Annotated in this window: 23 protein-coding genes and 2 pseudogenes; 18 read left to right on the forward strand and 7 right to left on the reverse strand. The window is 46.6% G+C overall.

Annotated features, from left to right (window positions below):
- Positions 1-164: pseudogene (locus PN498_RS00005) on the forward strand (ISKra4-like element ISLesp1 family transposase); the annotation flags it as partial.
- Positions 165-232: 68 nt separating this feature from the next.
- On the opposite strand, the gene PN498_RS00010 reads toward PN498_RS00005, so the two are convergent.
- The gene (locus tag PN498_RS00010) at positions 233-454 is read right to left on the reverse strand and encodes a hypothetical protein (RefSeq protein WP_272060609.1); all 222 of its coding nucleotides are present in this window, start codon (positions 452-454) and stop codon (positions 233-235) included.
- 117 nt (positions 455-571) lie between these two features.
- Here PN498_RS00010 and PN498_RS00015 point away from each other — a divergent pair, with 117 nt between their 5' ends.
- The 11 genes and pseudogenes from PN498_RS00015 to PN498_RS00065 all read left to right on the forward strand — a co-directional run bounded on the left by PN498_RS00015 (position 572) and on the right by PN498_RS00065 (position 8,302).
- Complete coding sequence (locus PN498_RS00015) at positions 572-703, forward strand: hypothetical protein (RefSeq protein WP_272060610.1); 132 nt, start codon at positions 572-574, stop codon at positions 701-703.
- 71 nt (positions 704-774) lie between these two features.
- Positions 775-984, forward strand: a complete 210-nt coding sequence (locus PN498_RS00020; protein WP_272060611.1) for a hypothetical protein — start codon at positions 775-777, stop codon at positions 982-984.
- Between the two features lie 120 nt (positions 985-1,104).
- Positions 1,105-1,596, forward strand: coding sequence for a hypothetical protein (locus PN498_RS00025; RefSeq protein WP_272060612.1), 492 nt, complete (start codon positions 1,105-1,107; stop codon positions 1,594-1,596).
- 207 nt (positions 1,597-1,803) lie between these two features.
- Positions 1,804-1,989, forward strand: coding sequence for a hypothetical protein (locus tag PN498_RS00030; protein ID WP_272060613.1), 186 nt, complete (start codon positions 1,804-1,806; stop codon positions 1,987-1,989).
- 319 nt (positions 1,990-2,308) lie between these two features.
- Positions 2,309-2,689, forward strand: coding sequence for a hypothetical protein (locus PN498_RS00035; RefSeq protein WP_272060614.1), 381 nt, complete (start codon positions 2,309-2,311; stop codon positions 2,687-2,689).
- 13 nt (positions 2,690-2,702) lie between these two features.
- Positions 2,703-4,637, forward strand: coding sequence for a caspase family protein (locus tag PN498_RS00040; RefSeq protein WP_272060615.1), 1,935 nt, complete (start codon positions 2,703-2,705; stop codon positions 4,635-4,637).
- 338 nt (positions 4,638-4,975) lie between these two features.
- Positions 4,976-5,464: a hypothetical protein gene (locus PN498_RS00045; RefSeq protein ID WP_272060616.1), complete on the forward strand. Its 489-nt coding sequence runs from the start codon at positions 4,976-4,978 to the stop codon at positions 5,462-5,464.
- An 81-nt stretch (positions 5,465-5,545) separates the two neighbouring features.
- Positions 5,546-5,836, forward strand: coding sequence for a DUF3500 domain-containing protein (locus PN498_RS28530; RefSeq protein WP_442951390.1), 291 nt, complete (start codon positions 5,546-5,548; stop codon positions 5,834-5,836).
- Positions 5,779-7,653: pseudogene (locus PN498_RS00050) on the forward strand (hypothetical protein); the annotation flags it as partial. The gene PN498_RS28530 and the pseudogene PN498_RS00050, both read left to right, overlap by 58 nt.
- Before the next feature lie 83 nt (positions 7,654-7,736).
- Positions 7,737-8,000: a ribbon-helix-helix domain-containing protein gene (locus PN498_RS00060; RefSeq protein ID WP_272060618.1), complete on the forward strand. Its 264-nt coding sequence runs from the start codon at positions 7,737-7,739 to the stop codon at positions 7,998-8,000.
- Positions 7,997-8,302, forward strand: coding sequence for a type II toxin-antitoxin system RelE/ParE family toxin (locus tag PN498_RS00065; RefSeq protein WP_272060619.1), 306 nt, complete (start codon positions 7,997-7,999; stop codon positions 8,300-8,302). The genes PN498_RS00060 and PN498_RS00065 overlap by 4 nt, the downstream gene beginning before the upstream one ends.
- Before the next feature lie 5 nt (positions 8,303-8,307).
- Here PN498_RS00065 and PN498_RS00070 read toward each other — a convergent pair whose 3' ends face one another.
- Genes PN498_RS00070 through PN498_RS00080 form a run of 3 tightly spaced genes read right to left on the reverse strand, consistent with a single transcriptional unit; the run spans position 8,308 to position 9,046 of the window.
- Complete coding sequence (locus tag PN498_RS00070) at positions 8,308-8,532, reverse strand: Uma2 family endonuclease (RefSeq protein WP_272060620.1); 225 nt, start codon at positions 8,530-8,532, stop codon at positions 8,308-8,310.
- Positions 8,480-8,695: a hypothetical protein gene (locus PN498_RS00075; protein WP_272060621.1), complete on the reverse strand. Its 216-nt coding sequence runs from the start codon at positions 8,693-8,695 to the stop codon at positions 8,480-8,482. The genes PN498_RS00070 and PN498_RS00075 overlap by 53 nt, the downstream gene beginning before the upstream one ends.
- 3 nt (positions 8,696-8,698) lie before the next feature.
- Positions 8,699-9,046 (reverse strand): hypothetical protein, encoded by a 348-nt coding sequence (locus PN498_RS00080; RefSeq protein ID WP_272060622.1) that lies wholly within the window; start codon positions 9,044-9,046, stop codon positions 8,699-8,701.
- On the opposite strand from PN498_RS00080, the gene PN498_RS00085 reads away from it, so the two are divergent.
- From PN498_RS00085 to PN498_RS00110, 6 genes are all read left to right on the forward strand, one after another.
- On the forward strand, positions 9,018-9,629 hold the full coding sequence (locus tag PN498_RS00085; RefSeq protein WP_272060623.1) for a hypothetical protein: 612 nt from the start codon (positions 9,018-9,020) through the stop codon (positions 9,627-9,629). The two genes, PN498_RS00080 and PN498_RS00085, sit on opposite strands and share 29 nt — an antisense overlap.
- A 220-nt stretch (positions 9,630-9,849) precedes the next feature.
- Entirely contained in the window at positions 9,850-10,455 is a 606-nt protein-coding gene (locus PN498_RS00090; protein ID WP_272060624.1) for a Uma2 family endonuclease, read from the forward strand.
- 5 nt (positions 10,456-10,460) lie between these two features.
- Complete coding sequence (locus PN498_RS00095) at positions 10,461-11,231, forward strand: Uma2 family endonuclease (RefSeq protein WP_272060625.1); 771 nt, start codon at positions 10,461-10,463, stop codon at positions 11,229-11,231.
- Positions 11,232-11,242: 11 nt separating this feature from the next.
- The gene (locus PN498_RS00100; RefSeq protein WP_272060626.1) at positions 11,243-11,458 is read left to right on the forward strand and encodes a hypothetical protein; all 216 of its coding nucleotides are present in this window, start codon (positions 11,243-11,245) and stop codon (positions 11,456-11,458) included.
- Complete coding sequence (locus tag PN498_RS00105) at positions 11,455-11,874, forward strand: Uma2 family endonuclease (RefSeq protein WP_272060627.1); 420 nt, start codon at positions 11,455-11,457, stop codon at positions 11,872-11,874. The genes PN498_RS00100 and PN498_RS00105 overlap by 4 nt, the downstream gene beginning before the upstream one ends.
- A gap of 66 nt (positions 11,875-11,940) precedes the next feature.
- Positions 11,941-12,432, forward strand: coding sequence for a DUF29 domain-containing protein (locus PN498_RS00110; protein WP_272060628.1), 492 nt, complete (start codon positions 11,941-11,943; stop codon positions 12,430-12,432).
- 95 nt (positions 12,433-12,527) lie between these two features.
- On the opposite strand, the gene PN498_RS00115 is transcribed toward PN498_RS00110, so the two are convergent.
- From PN498_RS00115 to PN498_RS00125, 3 genes are all read right to left on the reverse strand, one after another.
- Positions 12,528-12,752, reverse strand: a complete 225-nt coding sequence (locus PN498_RS00115; protein ID WP_272060629.1) for a recombinase family protein — start codon at positions 12,750-12,752, stop codon at positions 12,528-12,530.
- A 1,206-nt stretch (positions 12,753-13,958) separates the two neighbouring features.
- Positions 13,959-14,840, reverse strand: a complete 882-nt coding sequence (locus PN498_RS00120) for a DMT family transporter (protein WP_272060630.1) — start codon at positions 14,838-14,840, stop codon at positions 13,959-13,961.
- Positions 14,837-15,358 carry a MarR family winged helix-turn-helix transcriptional regulator gene (locus tag PN498_RS00125; RefSeq protein ID WP_272060631.1) on the reverse strand — a complete coding sequence of 174 codons (522 nt, stop codon included), beginning with the start codon at positions 15,356-15,358 and terminating at the stop codon, positions 14,837-14,839. The genes PN498_RS00120 and PN498_RS00125 overlap by 4 nt, the downstream gene beginning before the upstream one ends.
- Positions 15,359-16,086 lie beyond the last annotated feature (728 nt).

Below are 16,086 nucleotides of genomic sequence, written 5' to 3' on the forward strand. Positions count from 1 at the left end.
TCCCGATTGGCTCTGGTCCGGTCGAATCTTGGGTCAAACAAATCGATGCCAGATTGCAGGTGACGGGGGCTCAATGGAATGAAGCGTCTTTGCCACAAATGCTCAAATTGAGATCCCTTTATCTCAACCATCAACTTGATTGTTTTTCATCCCCCAGTGGATGACGTGCTCCCATTCAAACTCATGGGCTGCGAGGTAAAACAAAAGCTTGTCCACCCTAAGCTTTGCCCTATTACTTCAAAACAGTTTTGGTCAAAATCCGCATCACTTCACCAGCGCGACCCGTCGGCATGGGATTCGACCACTCCTTCATCTCAGCGAACCTGAGTACGTAGAGCGATTTCACAATACTATCTACGCCTTCAGGGGACCCCAGCACCATGATTCGCACCCTGTCGCGCCCACCTTCTTGAGGCCCCTGAAGCGGTTCAGCAGCATTAATCTTTCGTGTCATACTCTGAGCTTCCACAAAACATTTGACGGTCATTGATTAACTGACTGACACTAGCGATCGCTGCTACATCAAAGTTGGGCTTGCGGGTGGTTTCTCAAAATCAGCGTGTGGAGATTATTGGTAGACCTGCAACGATCGCTCAGCCGATGGAAGTTGAGTTGGTCAGAGACTTGGGCTAGTGAGAGTAAGCGCCAGGAGATTGCTGCGCTTGCTCAGCAGTGGTGCGATCGCCTGCGGCGGGTCGCATGACCATCGCATTCATGGGCAATATGAACTGCTAGCTAGCTAAAACTTGGAACAATAATCCTTGACTTGAAAAGATGCCGGATGATTTGCAGTCCATTATTCAATGTCTGTTAGCTGGAAATCGCGGTGATGCTGATGTGCAGGCTTTGGGGATTGGAGCCGCAGCGACTGAGGCAAAGGGGCAAGCACTGATTCTGGAACGCCTTCATCAGGCTAAACCGGATGTACAGGACACCTTGCTGTCTCTTCTAGAAGCGAAGCTTTCAAAGCCTCAAGGAGAATAGGAAATGATAGAGGCGGTTCATCGCCAGATGCGAGTTGTCTTTAGCAAGGCGCTTTCTCAAGAAGATGGGCAGGCGATCGCGCATTCCCAGGAATCGATTCGATGATTGAGCACAGCATCCATGTATAACCCTGATCAGCCGATACATACAGCCACGACTCAGGACTTGTGGACCGCCCTGTTGCTCAAGCGCCGCTTTAACAACTTTGAGCCAGAGCCAATTGTGCAAGATCTCTATGCTCAGCCGCAGCTCTGGCGAAAATTTTGGTTAGGTTGGCTGGTGTTTGAGATGGATTTTTACCAGAAGACCAATGAAGCGCCGATCGCCCGCTTACTGGAAATGCTCGTTTATGCCAGTGATGAGCGACTCTACCAAAATGACGTGCTGTACATTCAAAGCACCGATGATGACTGTGTTGCCCCCTTGCTGGATTTGGCGAAACGCTGGCAAGTTGATGATTGTGAGGTCTACGATCGCACTCGATTAGCCAAGATTTTAGGTCGGTTGGAAACGCTGATCGACGTGCTGGGCGAGGAGAAAATGTCCCGCCAGATTGAGCAATGGAAAGCCCGTGAATGCTGTCGCCCCATCATCGCTATGTGGTGGGACTAACCACAGTGGCTAAGATGCAGCACTTCAGGCCACCGCTCAAACAGGATTGTATAGAATCGAACAGGCAGCAAGTTGCAGTTCTGCATCAAAGAGCAGACGTTTTTCAATAGGGAGCCAAGCATGCGGCATGGGCGATTAAGACGTGTCAAACGAAAAAGTTGCCCTCAATCAACCGGAAGTGGCTGATGTTTTTGAGCAAAAGGGGGGGTGGCTTACCTCAAGGCGGAGCGGACGAATAGAGATGAGGCGATCGCCCAAACTCTAGAATCCTTTGGCCGCAGTGGGGTGCCCCTCTATCTGGCGTATCCTACCGAAGCCAGTGAACCCAGGGTGTTACTCCAACTGCTGACGCCAGAGATTGTGATAGAGGCGATCGAGCAGTTGCAGAGGTAGTCAGTTAGATAAATACTTCACAAATAGCCAGCTCATGCATACCAGTGGCTTGCAAATCTGAGATAAAGCTATTCATCTCCTAAGTAATTTCTGTTACTTAGGACTATGCCCTAGATCACAATCAATAGATTAAGCCTGCTGTAATATCACTAAAATTACAGATAGAATAGAATTGATGTATGGCAACTTTAGGCTGCACTTGACTGAATAGGTGCTCCCTTATCTATAGAGTGTGCATGATTGGGGCATACGCGGCTTTTCCACTGCAGGGTATCTGATCAAACCAATTGAATCCTTCTCAATAAACTTGGAGGTAACTGTGGTCACCAGCGCATCTGCCCCCGTCAAAGTCAGGATTAGCTTTAACGATCCAGATTTAGATTTATCCGAACGAGAAGCAGAGATCCAGAAATTGCTGCCTCAGCTAAGAGCCCTTGATGAAGTAAACAATGTTGGCCGAGTCGATGATCCGACGCCGCCGGAGTCGAGTAAAGGGTTTGGATTTTTACTTGGGTTACTGCAGGCTGAGGTGAGCGCCGAGAACTTTAAAGCACTCGGTGGCTTTTTGAGTGATCGGCTCTTAGGAAAAGCGATTGAGATGGAAGTAGAGGCCAATGGCAAGCGCTTGAGAGTAACTGCTAGTAGCCAAGCGGAATTGACTGCGGCCATTAAAGCTGCTCAAGATTTCATCTCGGATTGAGGAGAAGAGAGACATGCTAAAAATAGCTTTGCTGATCGGTGTCAGCAACTACCAAAACAATCTTAGCTCTCTGCCTGCTGCGATACAGGACATTAATGAGTTGAAACGAGTGCTCAAGCATTCTGAAATGGGCAATTTCGATGAAGTTGAAACGCTAACTGATGCTGATTCTCAGACGATTCGAGAAGCAGCTGAAAGAGTCTTCTCTCAGCGTCATCGGGACGATCTTGTTCTTTTCTTTTTCTCTGGGCATGGCATTAAAGATGAATATGGCAAACTTTATCTAGCTGCGCCTGAAACTTATAAAGATCAGCGAGGAGAATTAGTTAGATCTAGCGCTGTCGCCACAAGTTTTATCCAAGACAATATGGATCGCAGCCGCTCTAAGCGTCAGGTTGTCATTTTGGATTGCTGTTTCAGCGGAGCTTTCGGCGATAATCTGACAGCCAAAGATGATGGCGTGATTGATATTGAAAGAGAGTTAGGGGGCGAAGGGCGAGCTATTCTAACCTCTTCAACCTCAAGTCAATACTCCTTTGAGCAGCAGGGAGCCGATTTATCAATTTATACCCGATATTTAATTGAGGGCATCGAAACTGGCTTAGCTGACCAAGACGATAATGGCATCATTTCGACAGACGAACTGCATGAATATGCAAAGCGAAAGGTGCAAGCAGCAGCCCCAGCAATGAAGCCGAAGATATTTGTTTCTGAAGAGGGCTTTAAAATTACGGTTGCCCATGCGCCTGCACAAGAGCCTGTGCTGCAATATCGTCGAGAAGTTGAGAGGGTCGCCAAAAATGGTCAGGGGGAAATATCGGTAGTTGCCCGAAGGCTCCTGCAGCATAGGCAACAAGCACTCATGATTTCAGATTCTCAAGCGGCTGCCATTGAGGTAGAAGTTTTTGAGCCTTACCGACAGTATCAGCAAAACCTCAAAAAATATGAAGAAGTGCTACGCTCAGTCTTGGGATCAGACAACAGTATTCCCCCTCGACAGCAAGCTGACCTTGACCGATTTCGGGAGCTCCTGGGTCTGCAAAATGATGATACGAAGGCCATCAAAGCCAAGATTGCGTCTGAACATGAAGCTATCGAGTTTGGCAAACCACAAGGAGCATTACAGGAAAAATCTTTTGCATCTGCAGCTGCGGCTGACATAGATGAGCCCGTCGTTCTGTCTGATGATATGTCAGTCCAGCAAGCAGCGAAGCGGAAAGATTCTCAGTCTCAAACTGCTTTCTTCTTGCTCAAACTCGCGGGTTGTTCTGCGATCTTGATTGCAGGAGTTGCAGTAATCGTATCCTCAAGGCTAAGTACGGTTCCCAACAGAAGAGCTGCTATGGCGTTAGAGATAGCGGCTCCCAATCACCAAATTGTTGAGAGTAGCCATAACCGGCTTCTCGAACAGGCAGTTGCCTTGTCGCAAGCTAGCTTGGATGATTTTGCCGCACAGGCTCTTGATATTGCTTGGGATTACTACGAGAGAGGCGAGCGGCAAAAGGCACTTGATGCCTTAAATGAAATCTCTCCTGACAGTAGTCTTTATCAAGATGCGCAGAGCCGTATCGAACTTTGGACCAAAGATTGGGACGAAAACGAAGCTAAACGTCAGCAGGCAGAAGCTGCTCTAGTGAATGGTGAGTTAGGCTACGCGCGCCAGCAAGCTAATTCAATCAAGACGCCCACTACATACTGGCGGAACATTCAAACTGAGCTGTATAGCCGAATTGATTCAGCCATTCCACCAGCACCTGAGCTTGGGAGCACGGACACAACCGCAACACCTGCAACTAAAGAGCCAGCAGTAGGAATGACTGAATCAGAATGTGAGGCTTTGCGAGAAGCTTATGTAACAGGTGACTCTGAGGCTTGGACTGACGTTAACTCGGAGGGAAGCACAGTTAGAAGCTCTTGCAGAAAGTATGAAATTGACTTTCCAGGATAAGGATTGGTATGACTCAACGAAAGTCTTTATTCAGCTTAAGATCACCAATACATGATTAAGCGCCTAGCCGCGACCAATCGGTGGTATTTCTACGGCATCCCTGAACTGGTGTAGTACGTGCGGCTGATTTAGGCCTCCTGTTAAACAGGAGGTTCAGACACTTGTGCTGTCCCTCATCAAAGCAAGAAACGTCACGAGTCGGCAGACATAATCTCCTGCTTACCAAATCTCGCTCCATGAATACACGAAACATTTGCATTAAAAGTTCACATGTACTTGTCAAGCTCTCTTTGATATAGTACAAAATAACTATAATTTAATTCAAAGAGGCCTAAGTTATGAGCTTCCATACGTGGAGCACAACGGGTTTTGCATTCACCCTGTTTTTGGCAGTTGGTTGCAGTTCTGGGGGCGAGTCTGCACCTGTCCCTCCTGTTGAGCCTGCACCTGTCCCTCCTGTTGAGCCTGCACCTGTCCCTCCTGCTTCTGGGGAGTTAAGGGTCATTTTGCCTCAGGGAGAAAATAACCCTAGTACAGCGGGGGTTTGGAAGGGAGATGGTTCTGGGATTGCTAAAAAGTCCAATGGCGAACTGGCGCTTTTGGGGCCAGATGATAAGGTCACTGCTCTCGAACCATGTACATTCATCAACAATGGAGATTCCGTCCTAATGGGAGTGCAAGTGGCCATTAAACGAGAGGACGATAATCACTCGACAGTTGTCAAAGGCGATGACCACACAATTGTCGAAGGCGAGATTATCAACGGTTTTGTTGATCTCAAATATCTTTCCGGCAACAATGATTGCCTTAAAAATCTTGAAGGTTGAATGCTCTGATTCAAGTGGCAAAGGGTCGCTAAGAAGCGATCTTTGACAAGACAGCAATCAGCATCCTCCAGTCAAAACGGGTTGAAAACCTTACACTTTGAGAGAAGCAATTTCAAAGGTAGTAGGGATTGTGCAGGGCGATCGCATTCAAGGAACCTGGCTCCGGATATCGCCACTGCCCAGCGGCAGCAGGTAGAAGCCGCCGGACTGAACCAGATTCGCTTCGCCTGGGCCGGTGCTCTACAACCGCAGCAGGCCCACTACTATCGCTTACAGGGACCGTCGGTTTTGGTGGAGTACGACAATACCCAAAACACTACACTTTTGGTGGAATTCAATCTGTTGCATTCGACTCTGGAGGGGAACTGTTAGCGACCAGCGATAGTAAAGGGAAGATTCAATTATGGAAAGTCAGCGATCATTTACATATCGCTACGCTTTCAGGACATTCTGGCAGAATAAGATCAATAGCCTTCAGTCCAAAAGATGAACTCCTTGTAAGTGCCAGTAGTGACTCTAGTATTCGACTTTGGGATATTCGTGGTAAACAATGTCTCCATATCTTTTCAGAGCATACCAGTCGTATTAGAGCATTAGCGTTTAGCCCAGACGGCAAAGTTATTGCGAGCGGAAGTGATGATTTTACTATTAAACTATGGGACATTCAAAATAAGCGATGTCTCTATACCTTTTCAGAAGATATTAATCGAGTTAGAGCATTGGCGTTTAGTCCAGATGGCGAACTTATTGCTAGTGGAGGCGATAGTTGCAATATTCAACTTTGGGATTTCAAAGATCGTGAATTCTTACATCTCTTATCAGGTCATATCAGGGGAGTTGCATCAGTAGCCTTTAGTCCTAATGGACGATATTTAGCTAGTGGAAGTGATGATTTCACTATTCGATTATGGGACATCAAAAGTCGAAAGTGTATCAGCATTCTTTCAGGGCACAAAGATCGAGTCAGAACAGTTGCTTTCAGCCCTGATAATCGGTTTCTTGCAAGTGGTAGCAACGACTTTACCATCCGCATATGGGATCTTCAAGAATGTAAGTGTTTGCAGGTCTTATCAGGTCATACCAATTGGATTAGATCGGTAGTGTTCAGTCCTGATGGAAACTTTATTGTTAGTGGGGGCAATGATTCTTCTATTCGCCTATGGAGTTTTAATAAACTTCGATGTTTTTACGTTCTTTCAGGGCATACAAATTGGGTTTACTCATTGGCAATTAGCTCCGATGGACATACTCTTGCTAGTTGTAGTGAAGATTCGACAATTTGGATTTGGGATCTTCAAAGCTTCAAATGTAAGCATGTCTTTTCTAAGCAGATCAACTGGGCTTATTCCGTCGCATTTAGTCCAAATGGTCAAATTCTTGCTAGTGGTGCTGACAACTTCAATATTCGATTATGGGATCTCAACGACTATCATTTTCGTACATTATCAGGACATACAGATTGAGTAAGGGCAATAACTTTTCATCCCAATGAATATATTCTTGCTAGTGGTAGCAGTGATACAATGATACGTTTGTGGAACCTTCAAAACCAAGAATGTCTCTGCGTCTTTAAGGGGCATACTGATTGGGTCAGATCTTTAGTCTTCAATCCGAGTGGTCATATTATTGCTAGTGGTAGTGACGACACCACGATCCGTTTGTGGAATCTTCAAAGTCAAAAATGTTTCCATGTCTTTAGAGGACATAATGCTTGGGTTAGGTCAGTAGCATTCAGTCCAGATGGTCAATTTCTCGCTAGCGGTAGTGGTGATTCTACTATTCGTTTATGGAATCTTGAGGAACAAGAGTGTGCTCATGTTTTCTCAGAGCACAGTGATGAAGTTAAATCAGTAGCATTTAGCTCAGATGGTCAAATTCTTGCTAGCGGAAGTGATGATCAAACAATTCGTCTTTGGAATCTTAAAGAACGACGATGCATTCGCATAATCTCCAAACATTCAGATACAGTTAGATCAGTAGCCTTTAGTCCAGATGGACAGACTTTGGCTAGTGGTAGTCACGATGAAACAGTGCGCCTGTGGAATATAGAAACAGGAGACTGCATTGCAGTACTACAAATTCCACGTCCCTACGAAGGGACCGACATTACTGGGGTACAGGGTTTGACGGAGGCGCAGCGGACGTCGATGCTAGCTTTGGGGGCGGTTGATTACTCCTTTGAAAGCTAGGCAGTAAGAGCGGCTAACTGGCTTACCATCTTCTGATTACACGCTAAGCTAATATCGTGTCGATAGTCCATTTCAGTACAGCAATGGCGCTCTCACTTCCCCCTGAGCTACAACAGTTTGCTAACCGTCAGATCGCTAGTGGTAAATACGCTTCTCTAGATGACATCTTGCTAGCAGGACTGCAAGCATTGGCTGAGCGTGAGCAGATTTACCAGGGTCGTTTTGCAGACCTGCGTGACGAGGTCTTGCTGGGTGCGAATGAAGCTGAGCGCGGCGAACTGCTAGAAGCCTCCGTCGAAATCAACGCCATTCGTCAGCGTCTTCGAAGTCGTCACACTGAGTCATGAGTCGAGTCTGCCGCATCACCCCCCGCGCCAGTCAGGATATTAAGGACATTGCAGACTACCTCGCCACCCACAGCAGCCTCGACCGGGCAGAAACATTTCTAAGTGATATCGATTCGGTGCTCCAGCGGATTGCTCAGTTTCCTCAAATTGGCCGCAAACGGGATGAGCTCTATCCAAACTTGCGGAGTTTGCCCTACCAGCAATATCTGATTTTCTACCGTTTACTGGATGATGCGATCGAAGTTTTTCGCGTCGTCAGCGGCTACCAAGATTTGACCGCCTTATTCGAAACTGACGAATGAAGGATTTAGGGATTCAGTATTTGTCGATTGGGCACCCGCAATTCTGAAAACAGTGTTGATTCAATGGGGTTTTCCTCAGCGAACTCTGCTGCCTCATACCAACCCTCCAACAGCGTACACACTGTCACCCTCTCCTTCAGCGGATCACATATCCAGTATTCCGGAATATCCAGCACGCTATACTCCGCCCGCTTCGCGCGATAGTCCGTACTCTTCGTAGACTCGCTCACCACCTCCACTACCAGCAACGGCGAACGGCGGTGATTCATTGGCAGGTTTATGGAAAATAGAGACAGAGACGGAGTAGCCGCGTCTAGCGGTATGGGCAGCTAGGACTTCCGTCTGGTCGAGATATTTGCAGTCGTAGACGATCGCAGGTATTCCCTGATCCAACGCTTAACGGATGGTAGCGTTGATCATCGAGAAGGTCTTGCCTGAACCGGGAGCGCCACAGACAGCAATCCCTTGCTGGGCATCGGATAGCCAGAGCCTGCGATCGCCGTTGATCTGACTTTTGGCATTCCGAATGGCGCTGCCAACATACGAGGTGACAGTATTGTGGCGACGTTCCTGAAGTTGCTGCATCGCTTTCTTGCGGGCGGCGCGTTTTGCACCACTTCCAGCCAGGTAGCCTCGGGCCAGTTGGCCTTTCTTCTGATTTTTGCCAGCAAAGGACATCACCATCATTGCCGCGATCGCCCAATGAGAACCGCTGATGGCTACTCTGGTGCGGGCCCTAAACAATGCTGCTGATCAGTATTGGAAACGAGGACGAGAGCCAGAGATTTCTAAGAAGCTGACGGATTGGGCAACGGAAATTGAGTTTGGCCCACCGCAGTTTAGCGATCGCACAAAGCTCCGCTCTGACCTCCAGTTTCGGGCTAGTCGGCTGTTAGGGAACTGGGTGGAGGCGAGTCTGAATCGTTTCGCCAGAGCCGCAGCGGATGAAGGGAAAAGCGATCGCCCTTGGCTAGAAGCCGTAGTGATGGTAATCGCTGAAAAGCCTGCCGCATCTTGGACAGATGAAGATGTGATCCGCTTTGAGCTGAGCTTGAGTGATCTGTCGCGACGGTTTAAGAATTTAGAAGTATTGCAGGCTGCGGTGAAAGCGACCAGCAGAGGCGGCTTTGAAGCGCGACGAGTCACCGTGACTCGCCCAGATGGCACGGAAGTCAACAAAATGGTCTGGGCGGATCATGAGCATCAAGCCAAGGTCGATTCCCTCATTGAGCAGCTCTTGCAGCAGTGCCCTGACCCACAGTTACAGCAAGCCTTAGGAACGGGAACTTATTTAAGTATCAACTTTGAGCTTTGGATTCGCCGATGACTCAATCATTCAAAACTCAAACCTGAGAACTTAAAATTCATTCATTCCTTATTAACCCGTTGAACCGAACGGCTATTTGATGAGGCAGAATCAAAGGGAGAACGCACTCCTCTCCAAGTAGCTAAAAACCGGATTTCGTAGGGAGGCATTATGTTCCCGAACGCCGTACAGCACCAAGCATGACCTGAACTACAGTAGGGAAAGAGGTAACAAGTACGCCATGACGGTATCCTTACTTAATCTTCCCAATGCCCTCCCCAGTGAGGAACAACGACTCACCTTGGAAGGCGTGACCTGGCAGCAGTACGATGCGATAGTCACGTTATTCATGAATCAATTTCCAGCCCTACGGATGACTTATCTGGAGGGAAGCCTCGAACTTATAACCACCTCCCCGGAGCATGAACGTCTCAAGAAAATCATCGCTCGCCTGATCGAAGCCTTTGCTGAAGAATTGGACTTAGACCTCAATGGCTATGGTTCCGCTACTTTTCGCAAAGAAGCCGCTGCGCGAGAGTTGGAACCGGATGAGTGCTACTGCCTCGGCGAACTCCACGAAGTCCCCGACATTGCTCTGGAAATTGTGCTCACCAGCAGTGGCATTGACAAGCTCAAGGTCTATAAAGGCTTGGGGGTTCAAGAGGTCTGGTTCTGGAAGAATCAGCAGCTCAGCATTTTTTGCTTGCTGGATAGCAAGACCGGCTACAAAAAGACCTCGACCAGCCAACGCCTCCCTCAGCTCGATACCCAGCTGCTGGCTAGTTTTGTTGGCAACTCCAACCAAACCCAAGCAGTTAAAGCCTACCGCAAAGCATTAAGAAAGTAACGACTATGGACCCCAAAACTATCTCCCCATTCAAGCGTTCCGTAGAGCAAACGGTTCCGCCTCGGCCTGCGAAGGAAACGTTGCCGACCATGTATGATTTGCCGAGCGAGTTTCCAGAGGAGCCAGGCTTGCCTGACGAATTTCACTATCTGCAACCCCAATTATTAAGCGCCACGCTGCAGTTAGCCAAGTATGCCGATGATGAGATCTTCAGCGTAGGGGATATGAATATCTACTACGATGTCGATCATCCGCTCTGGCATAAACGTCCCGATTGGTTTGCGGTCGTGGGGGTACCCCGGTTGTACGAAGGGCAAGATCTGCGCCTTAGCTATGTGGTGTGGCAAGAGCGAGTTAACCCCTTTGTGGTAGTGGAGCTACTGTCGCCAGGAACAGAAAAAGCTGATCTGGGCCAGACGAGTCGCGATGAAGATGGTACGCCTACCAAGTGGGAAGTGTATGAACAAATTTTGCGAATTCCCTACTACATCGTGTTCGATCGCTACACCAATCGACTCAGAGCGTTTCATCTCGTCGGCGGCCATTATCAACCGATGGAAATCGTCGATCAGCGGGTCGCGATTTCTGAGTGGGAAGTCAGCATTGGGGTATGGCAAGGCACCTATCGCGGCATTGAACGATTGTGGCTCCGCTGGTTTGATGCTCAAGACCTGCTGATTCCAACCCCCGAAGAGACCGTTACGGCAACGAGTGAGAAGGCTGAGCGCTTAGCGCAACGCTTGAGAGACATGGGCATCGATCCGGACGAAGTTTGAGGAGTAGCAGCATGGTGTTAACCGTTAGCCGAGACCGCATTCAGCTTCCCCCAGGCAGTGAAGTGACCCTCACGTATCAAACTTGGGAAGACTACGAGGCGCTACTGGAGAGTCGCCGCGATGATGCCGCCATTAAAATTCGCTATGACGCTCAAACTCAGACGCTTTCGCTCATGGCGCCTTTAGCTGGTCACGGTAATCGTAGTCAGACTTGGCCGATTTGGTGACAACGTTACTGCGCCATCAAAATCGTAACTGGCATGGGTTTGATCCAGTCACGCTAAAACGACTGAGTGAAGCTGGATTAGAACCTGACACTTGTTTTTATATCGAAAATTGGCAGGCAGCTTTGGGTAAAGAGCGTATTGATCTTGCGGTGGACCCACCCCCTGATCTGGCCATTGAAGTCGATATCACCTCACTCACGACTCTGGATATTTATCAAATGCTGAGAGTTCCAGAAGTGTGGATTTATCGGCAGGGACAGATCAGCATTTATGTCCTTTCAGATGAGGGATATGAAGACAGCGCTCAGAGTCCGACGTTTCCGACTGTAGAGGTGAAAGCAGTGTTGCCAGCGTATGTGGAACGGCTTGGTCAGCCGGATCAAGTGTGGCTCTGCGGGAGTTTGAGGTGTATTTGAACACGCTCAGAGGTTAGCGGTGAATGACGAAACAGCTATAAACTACTGCGGGAAGGAAAGACGCTGATGACTGATGCAAAGTGGCAGCAGAAAAACAAGGGAGCTTTTGACACTGCACTGCACGATCGCGACTTCCACCTGTGGACACAGCACCAAATTGCCTGCCTACAAAAGGAACAGTGGGCAGAGGTCGACGTAGAAAATTTGGTTGAGGAGTTAGCGGACTTGAGCAGAAGTGAACAAAAGGAACTTGGCAGTTACCTGAAGGTGCTGCTGATGCATTTACTCAAGTGGCAGTATCAATCGGAACGGCACACCAAAAGCTGGACAATCGCGATCGCGAATTGTCGGGATAGTATCCAGGATTGCTTGGAGGATAGCCCGAGCTTGCAACGGTTTCTAGAAGAGGCCGGTTGGGTTGCCAAATACTATCGTCGTGCCCGTCGTGATGCGGTCAAAGAAACGGAGTTATCTGCTGATACTTTTCCCACTGTGTGTCCCTACACCATGGCCCAAATTCTAGATTCCCAGTTTTGGCCTAAAACTATCGAGTGCTAGAGCTAGCCAAACGAGGGGAGCAGTATTTGATGTGCTGTGTACCCACTGGAGCCGCTGGCTGCAAGGGCATCGTCAGTGTTTACAGCTGCGATCGCTCAAATGACATGAAAAATCAGATTGCCAGTAGAGGTCGTGGTATCGATGCCGTCATTTAAGCTCTTGAAGCCAATACCGCGATCGTTCAATTCTTCAATTGTGGCAATCAGATGTTTCAGCGTTCGGCCCAAGCGGTCCAGCTTCACGACGACCAGCACGTCACCTTCTCGCAGATAGGCGATCGCCTCGCCTAGTCCAGGACGAGCTTCCTGCGCACCACTCACCACACCGCTGTGGATTTTCTCACAACCAGCTTACTGGAGACGATCAGTCTGTAATATCAATGACTGCTCAGCCATCGAAACCCGCTCATACCCTCCCAAGATGTGTCAAAACTCATCTGCATTCACTATTTAAGTGACATAGAGTATGGAACAAGTTTTGATACACCCCCAAGCTCTCAAGACGTCTTGGAAACCTGTTTCCGATAAAACTATCAGTGAGTCGTATCAAAAATGGCCGTATTCGATACTTGGCAAAAATATTGACTAAAAGTAAACAGACTTACTCTTGAAAAAGTAATGTTTAAGCTAGTTGAGCAACGAATCATGTATCTTGACTAGAAGCCATATTCTATTACAGTTTGATGAAATTTTATACGACAATCGCTACAACTGATTTGATCGTTTTCATTGTTATATTTCATATTGACACAACGAAATAGCTTGATAAGTAGCATTCAAGAAATGAGAAGCAGAATTTATAATACACATAGAAATCCCGAAATCAAGAAAATTAATATATTTAGTAAAACATTGATTTTTCGAGAAAATCTGAATCTATATTGAATTTCAAAAAAAATTTTTATTATACTTAAAAGCGTGTTTTTGCAAATCAAAATATGAAGGTTAAAAATCATAAGTCTGAGTAGAAAATGCATGGATTTTGTTGCTTCAAAAAGCAGAAAACTTACAAGGGAGCACAACACGATCAGACAAATTAATAATAAAATTGTTGAAAGCTTGTTTATGATTTCTACATAGTCCAGATAATTCTCTTGGAGATTTTGCGTATGTAATAGCTCTACCGGAATAAAGCCGTTTGGCGGGAAAGCCCACCATCTGCCTTCTTGAAAAAAAGGTTCAGTATAACTATTTTGCTTACAGAACTGCTCGACGCTGCGAAAATTTCGGCTTTTCAGTATTACTCTAATTCTGCGACTGACACTGATCCATAATACATAGACAATAGTCAAGAAAAATAAAAAGGCAATAGTAAAAATCAGCAAAGATATAGCTTTCGTAAAAACTAGCCAGAATGCATCAATGGTCGGCTCTAATACAACTGTCATGGTATTTGATACCAGATTTGTTTGGACAACTATTTTCTAATTAGTGAACGAAAGAATATTTTGCATAGTGAATCCTCTTGTTTTTTGTATTTCTATTAAAGGCGCTTTGAAACTTTATAGTAGTCAACTACATGGTTACTTATGTAGGTTTCAAGCTGTAAGCATAATAGGACGACATCATAACCAATCCTCCTCCAATCCACTGAGCAATATTAGGTTGCTCACCTATCAGCGCAATCGCACTAACTATACCAAAAACAGGAATTAGGGCAAGATAAAATGCAGCGTGGCTTGCAGGGGTATTTCGTAGTGCAATGAGGTATAGTAAAAACGCTAGAGCATACTGCATAATCCCTGAACCTATTGCAAGTAGCCAAAATTGAAATGGAATATCTGTTGTATTTATTTCATAGCTTGAATTGAAAATAGACAGTAAGCTGAAGCACAACGCGGTTGTAATCAAACCTATTGTTTGCTGTGATGTAGTGAGTTGTAATGGATTAGCAGTTTCAATCTGTTTTTTACTTAGAAGAACATAGAATACTGCAAAGACAGTGCCGAGAAGTACAAGTGAATCACCAATGAGAGAAGAATGATTCGCGCTTTGAGTATCTTCTAAAACTAATAGAAACACTCCCATAAAACTAATGCTAGCCAGCAATAGTTTTGTTCGTGTAAGTTTTTCTCTCAAAAAGACTGCTGCAAGTAAAATAGTCAGAATTACTTCAGTTGAGGCAATCAATGTGGAGTTACTTACGGTCGTCATCTTTATACCAAAGGTGCCGAACATGTAGGCTAAAGCAGGTTCAAAGACTCCAGCAAATCCTTGCTTGAGGTAGTACCAGGAGAAGGGAAGTTGGCGATCCTTCAATTGACAAACTACAGTAAGAAATAGAACGCTTGAGAGGAGTTGAATCATTAAAAGTGTTGTTGCTGCTATTTCTGAAAGAGCAATTTTTGTCAGTGTTACCCCCACTCCCCAACAGAAGGCGTAACCAAGAGCAATAACAGTGTTGTTCATAATTCCAACAACTGGCGATATTTCTGTTCCACAGGACAGCGATCAGCCGGACACACTTCTTCTTCACAAAGACGACAAATTGCAAAATTACGCAACTCGCTGGTCGTCATCACCGTGAGCATCTTTTCCATAAGTTTTGTCAGTTGTTCGAGTTCACTCTGTGTCAGTGAATTAATGGCAAACTGCAACTGTTGTCGTCGCTTAGCCAGAATGGCGTTCCGTCGTTGATGTCCTGCCTCCGTAAGAAACAGGGCAAGGGTTCGACCGTCTGTTCCAGGTCTGCGCTCAATAAGACCTTTAGATTCCAAGCGATCAATGAGTCGTACAGTCCCCGAGTGGGAGAGACTGAGAATTTGTCGTAGTGAGTTGATAGAGAGTCCCGGGTCAGCTCCTAAAGTTACCAGGGCAGCAGGAGCCTCTCCACCATATCCAGCATTAACCTCAACGATGGAGCTTAATTTGTCCATGATGCTGAGTGCCAGTGCCCCCAAAAGATTTAATGTTCTCTCTTCATCCATAAAGTCAATCCATGAGCTGACGGCTATATTTATATGTGTGTATCATACATGCATTATAAGCATACGTCTTGAGTATGTTCAAAACTCAACGTAAGGCGGTCTTCTAACTCCCTACGCCGAGTTTGACTGCGCTGTATTTATACTTTATCTAGTGATGTTTCATGCCTGTCATTGCACTGGCTAATCGATATACAAACCTCTCTTGAAAACATGTCAAAAATCTCGCTCGGGGCACTCTTCAAGAAAGGATCTGCTTGTCCTGCGATTTAAGCAACTAACCTTGTTCCACTGTTACGTCATTCAAGTTCTGCAACACGGCGCTTGTTGAGATTTTAGGGCTAATTGCGACAAGGTCGAATGGGATATCACATGGGTATGCCCTGTGAACGAAAACTTGCCCCATGAGAATCACCGCTCTCTTGACCCGCGTAAGTTCTGCGGGTGAAATCTGAGAAATTCAGAACTGATCATGTCTCTCAAAAAAAACTTTGAGTGTGCTGAAACCATTGATTTGTAGGGACGGGACTGGCGCGATTCGAACGCGCGACCTACCGCTTAGGAGGCGGTCAATCAAAATTCCAAAACCTTCATGAAGAAAGGCTTTCATTAGCAGATAAATTTTTGCTCACCATTTGCACACCATTTTTAAGTGTGACAGTTCAACTGTTATATAGAGTTACCAACTGTCGGATTGATGGCGTCCATAGGAACCTCCATTTTGCCCCGTG

Source organism: Oscillatoria sp. CS-180 (assembly GCF_028330965.1).
In the GTDB taxonomy this organism is placed as follows: Bacteria; Cyanobacteriota; Cyanobacteriia; order Phormidesmidales; family Phormidesmidaceae; genus Halomicronema.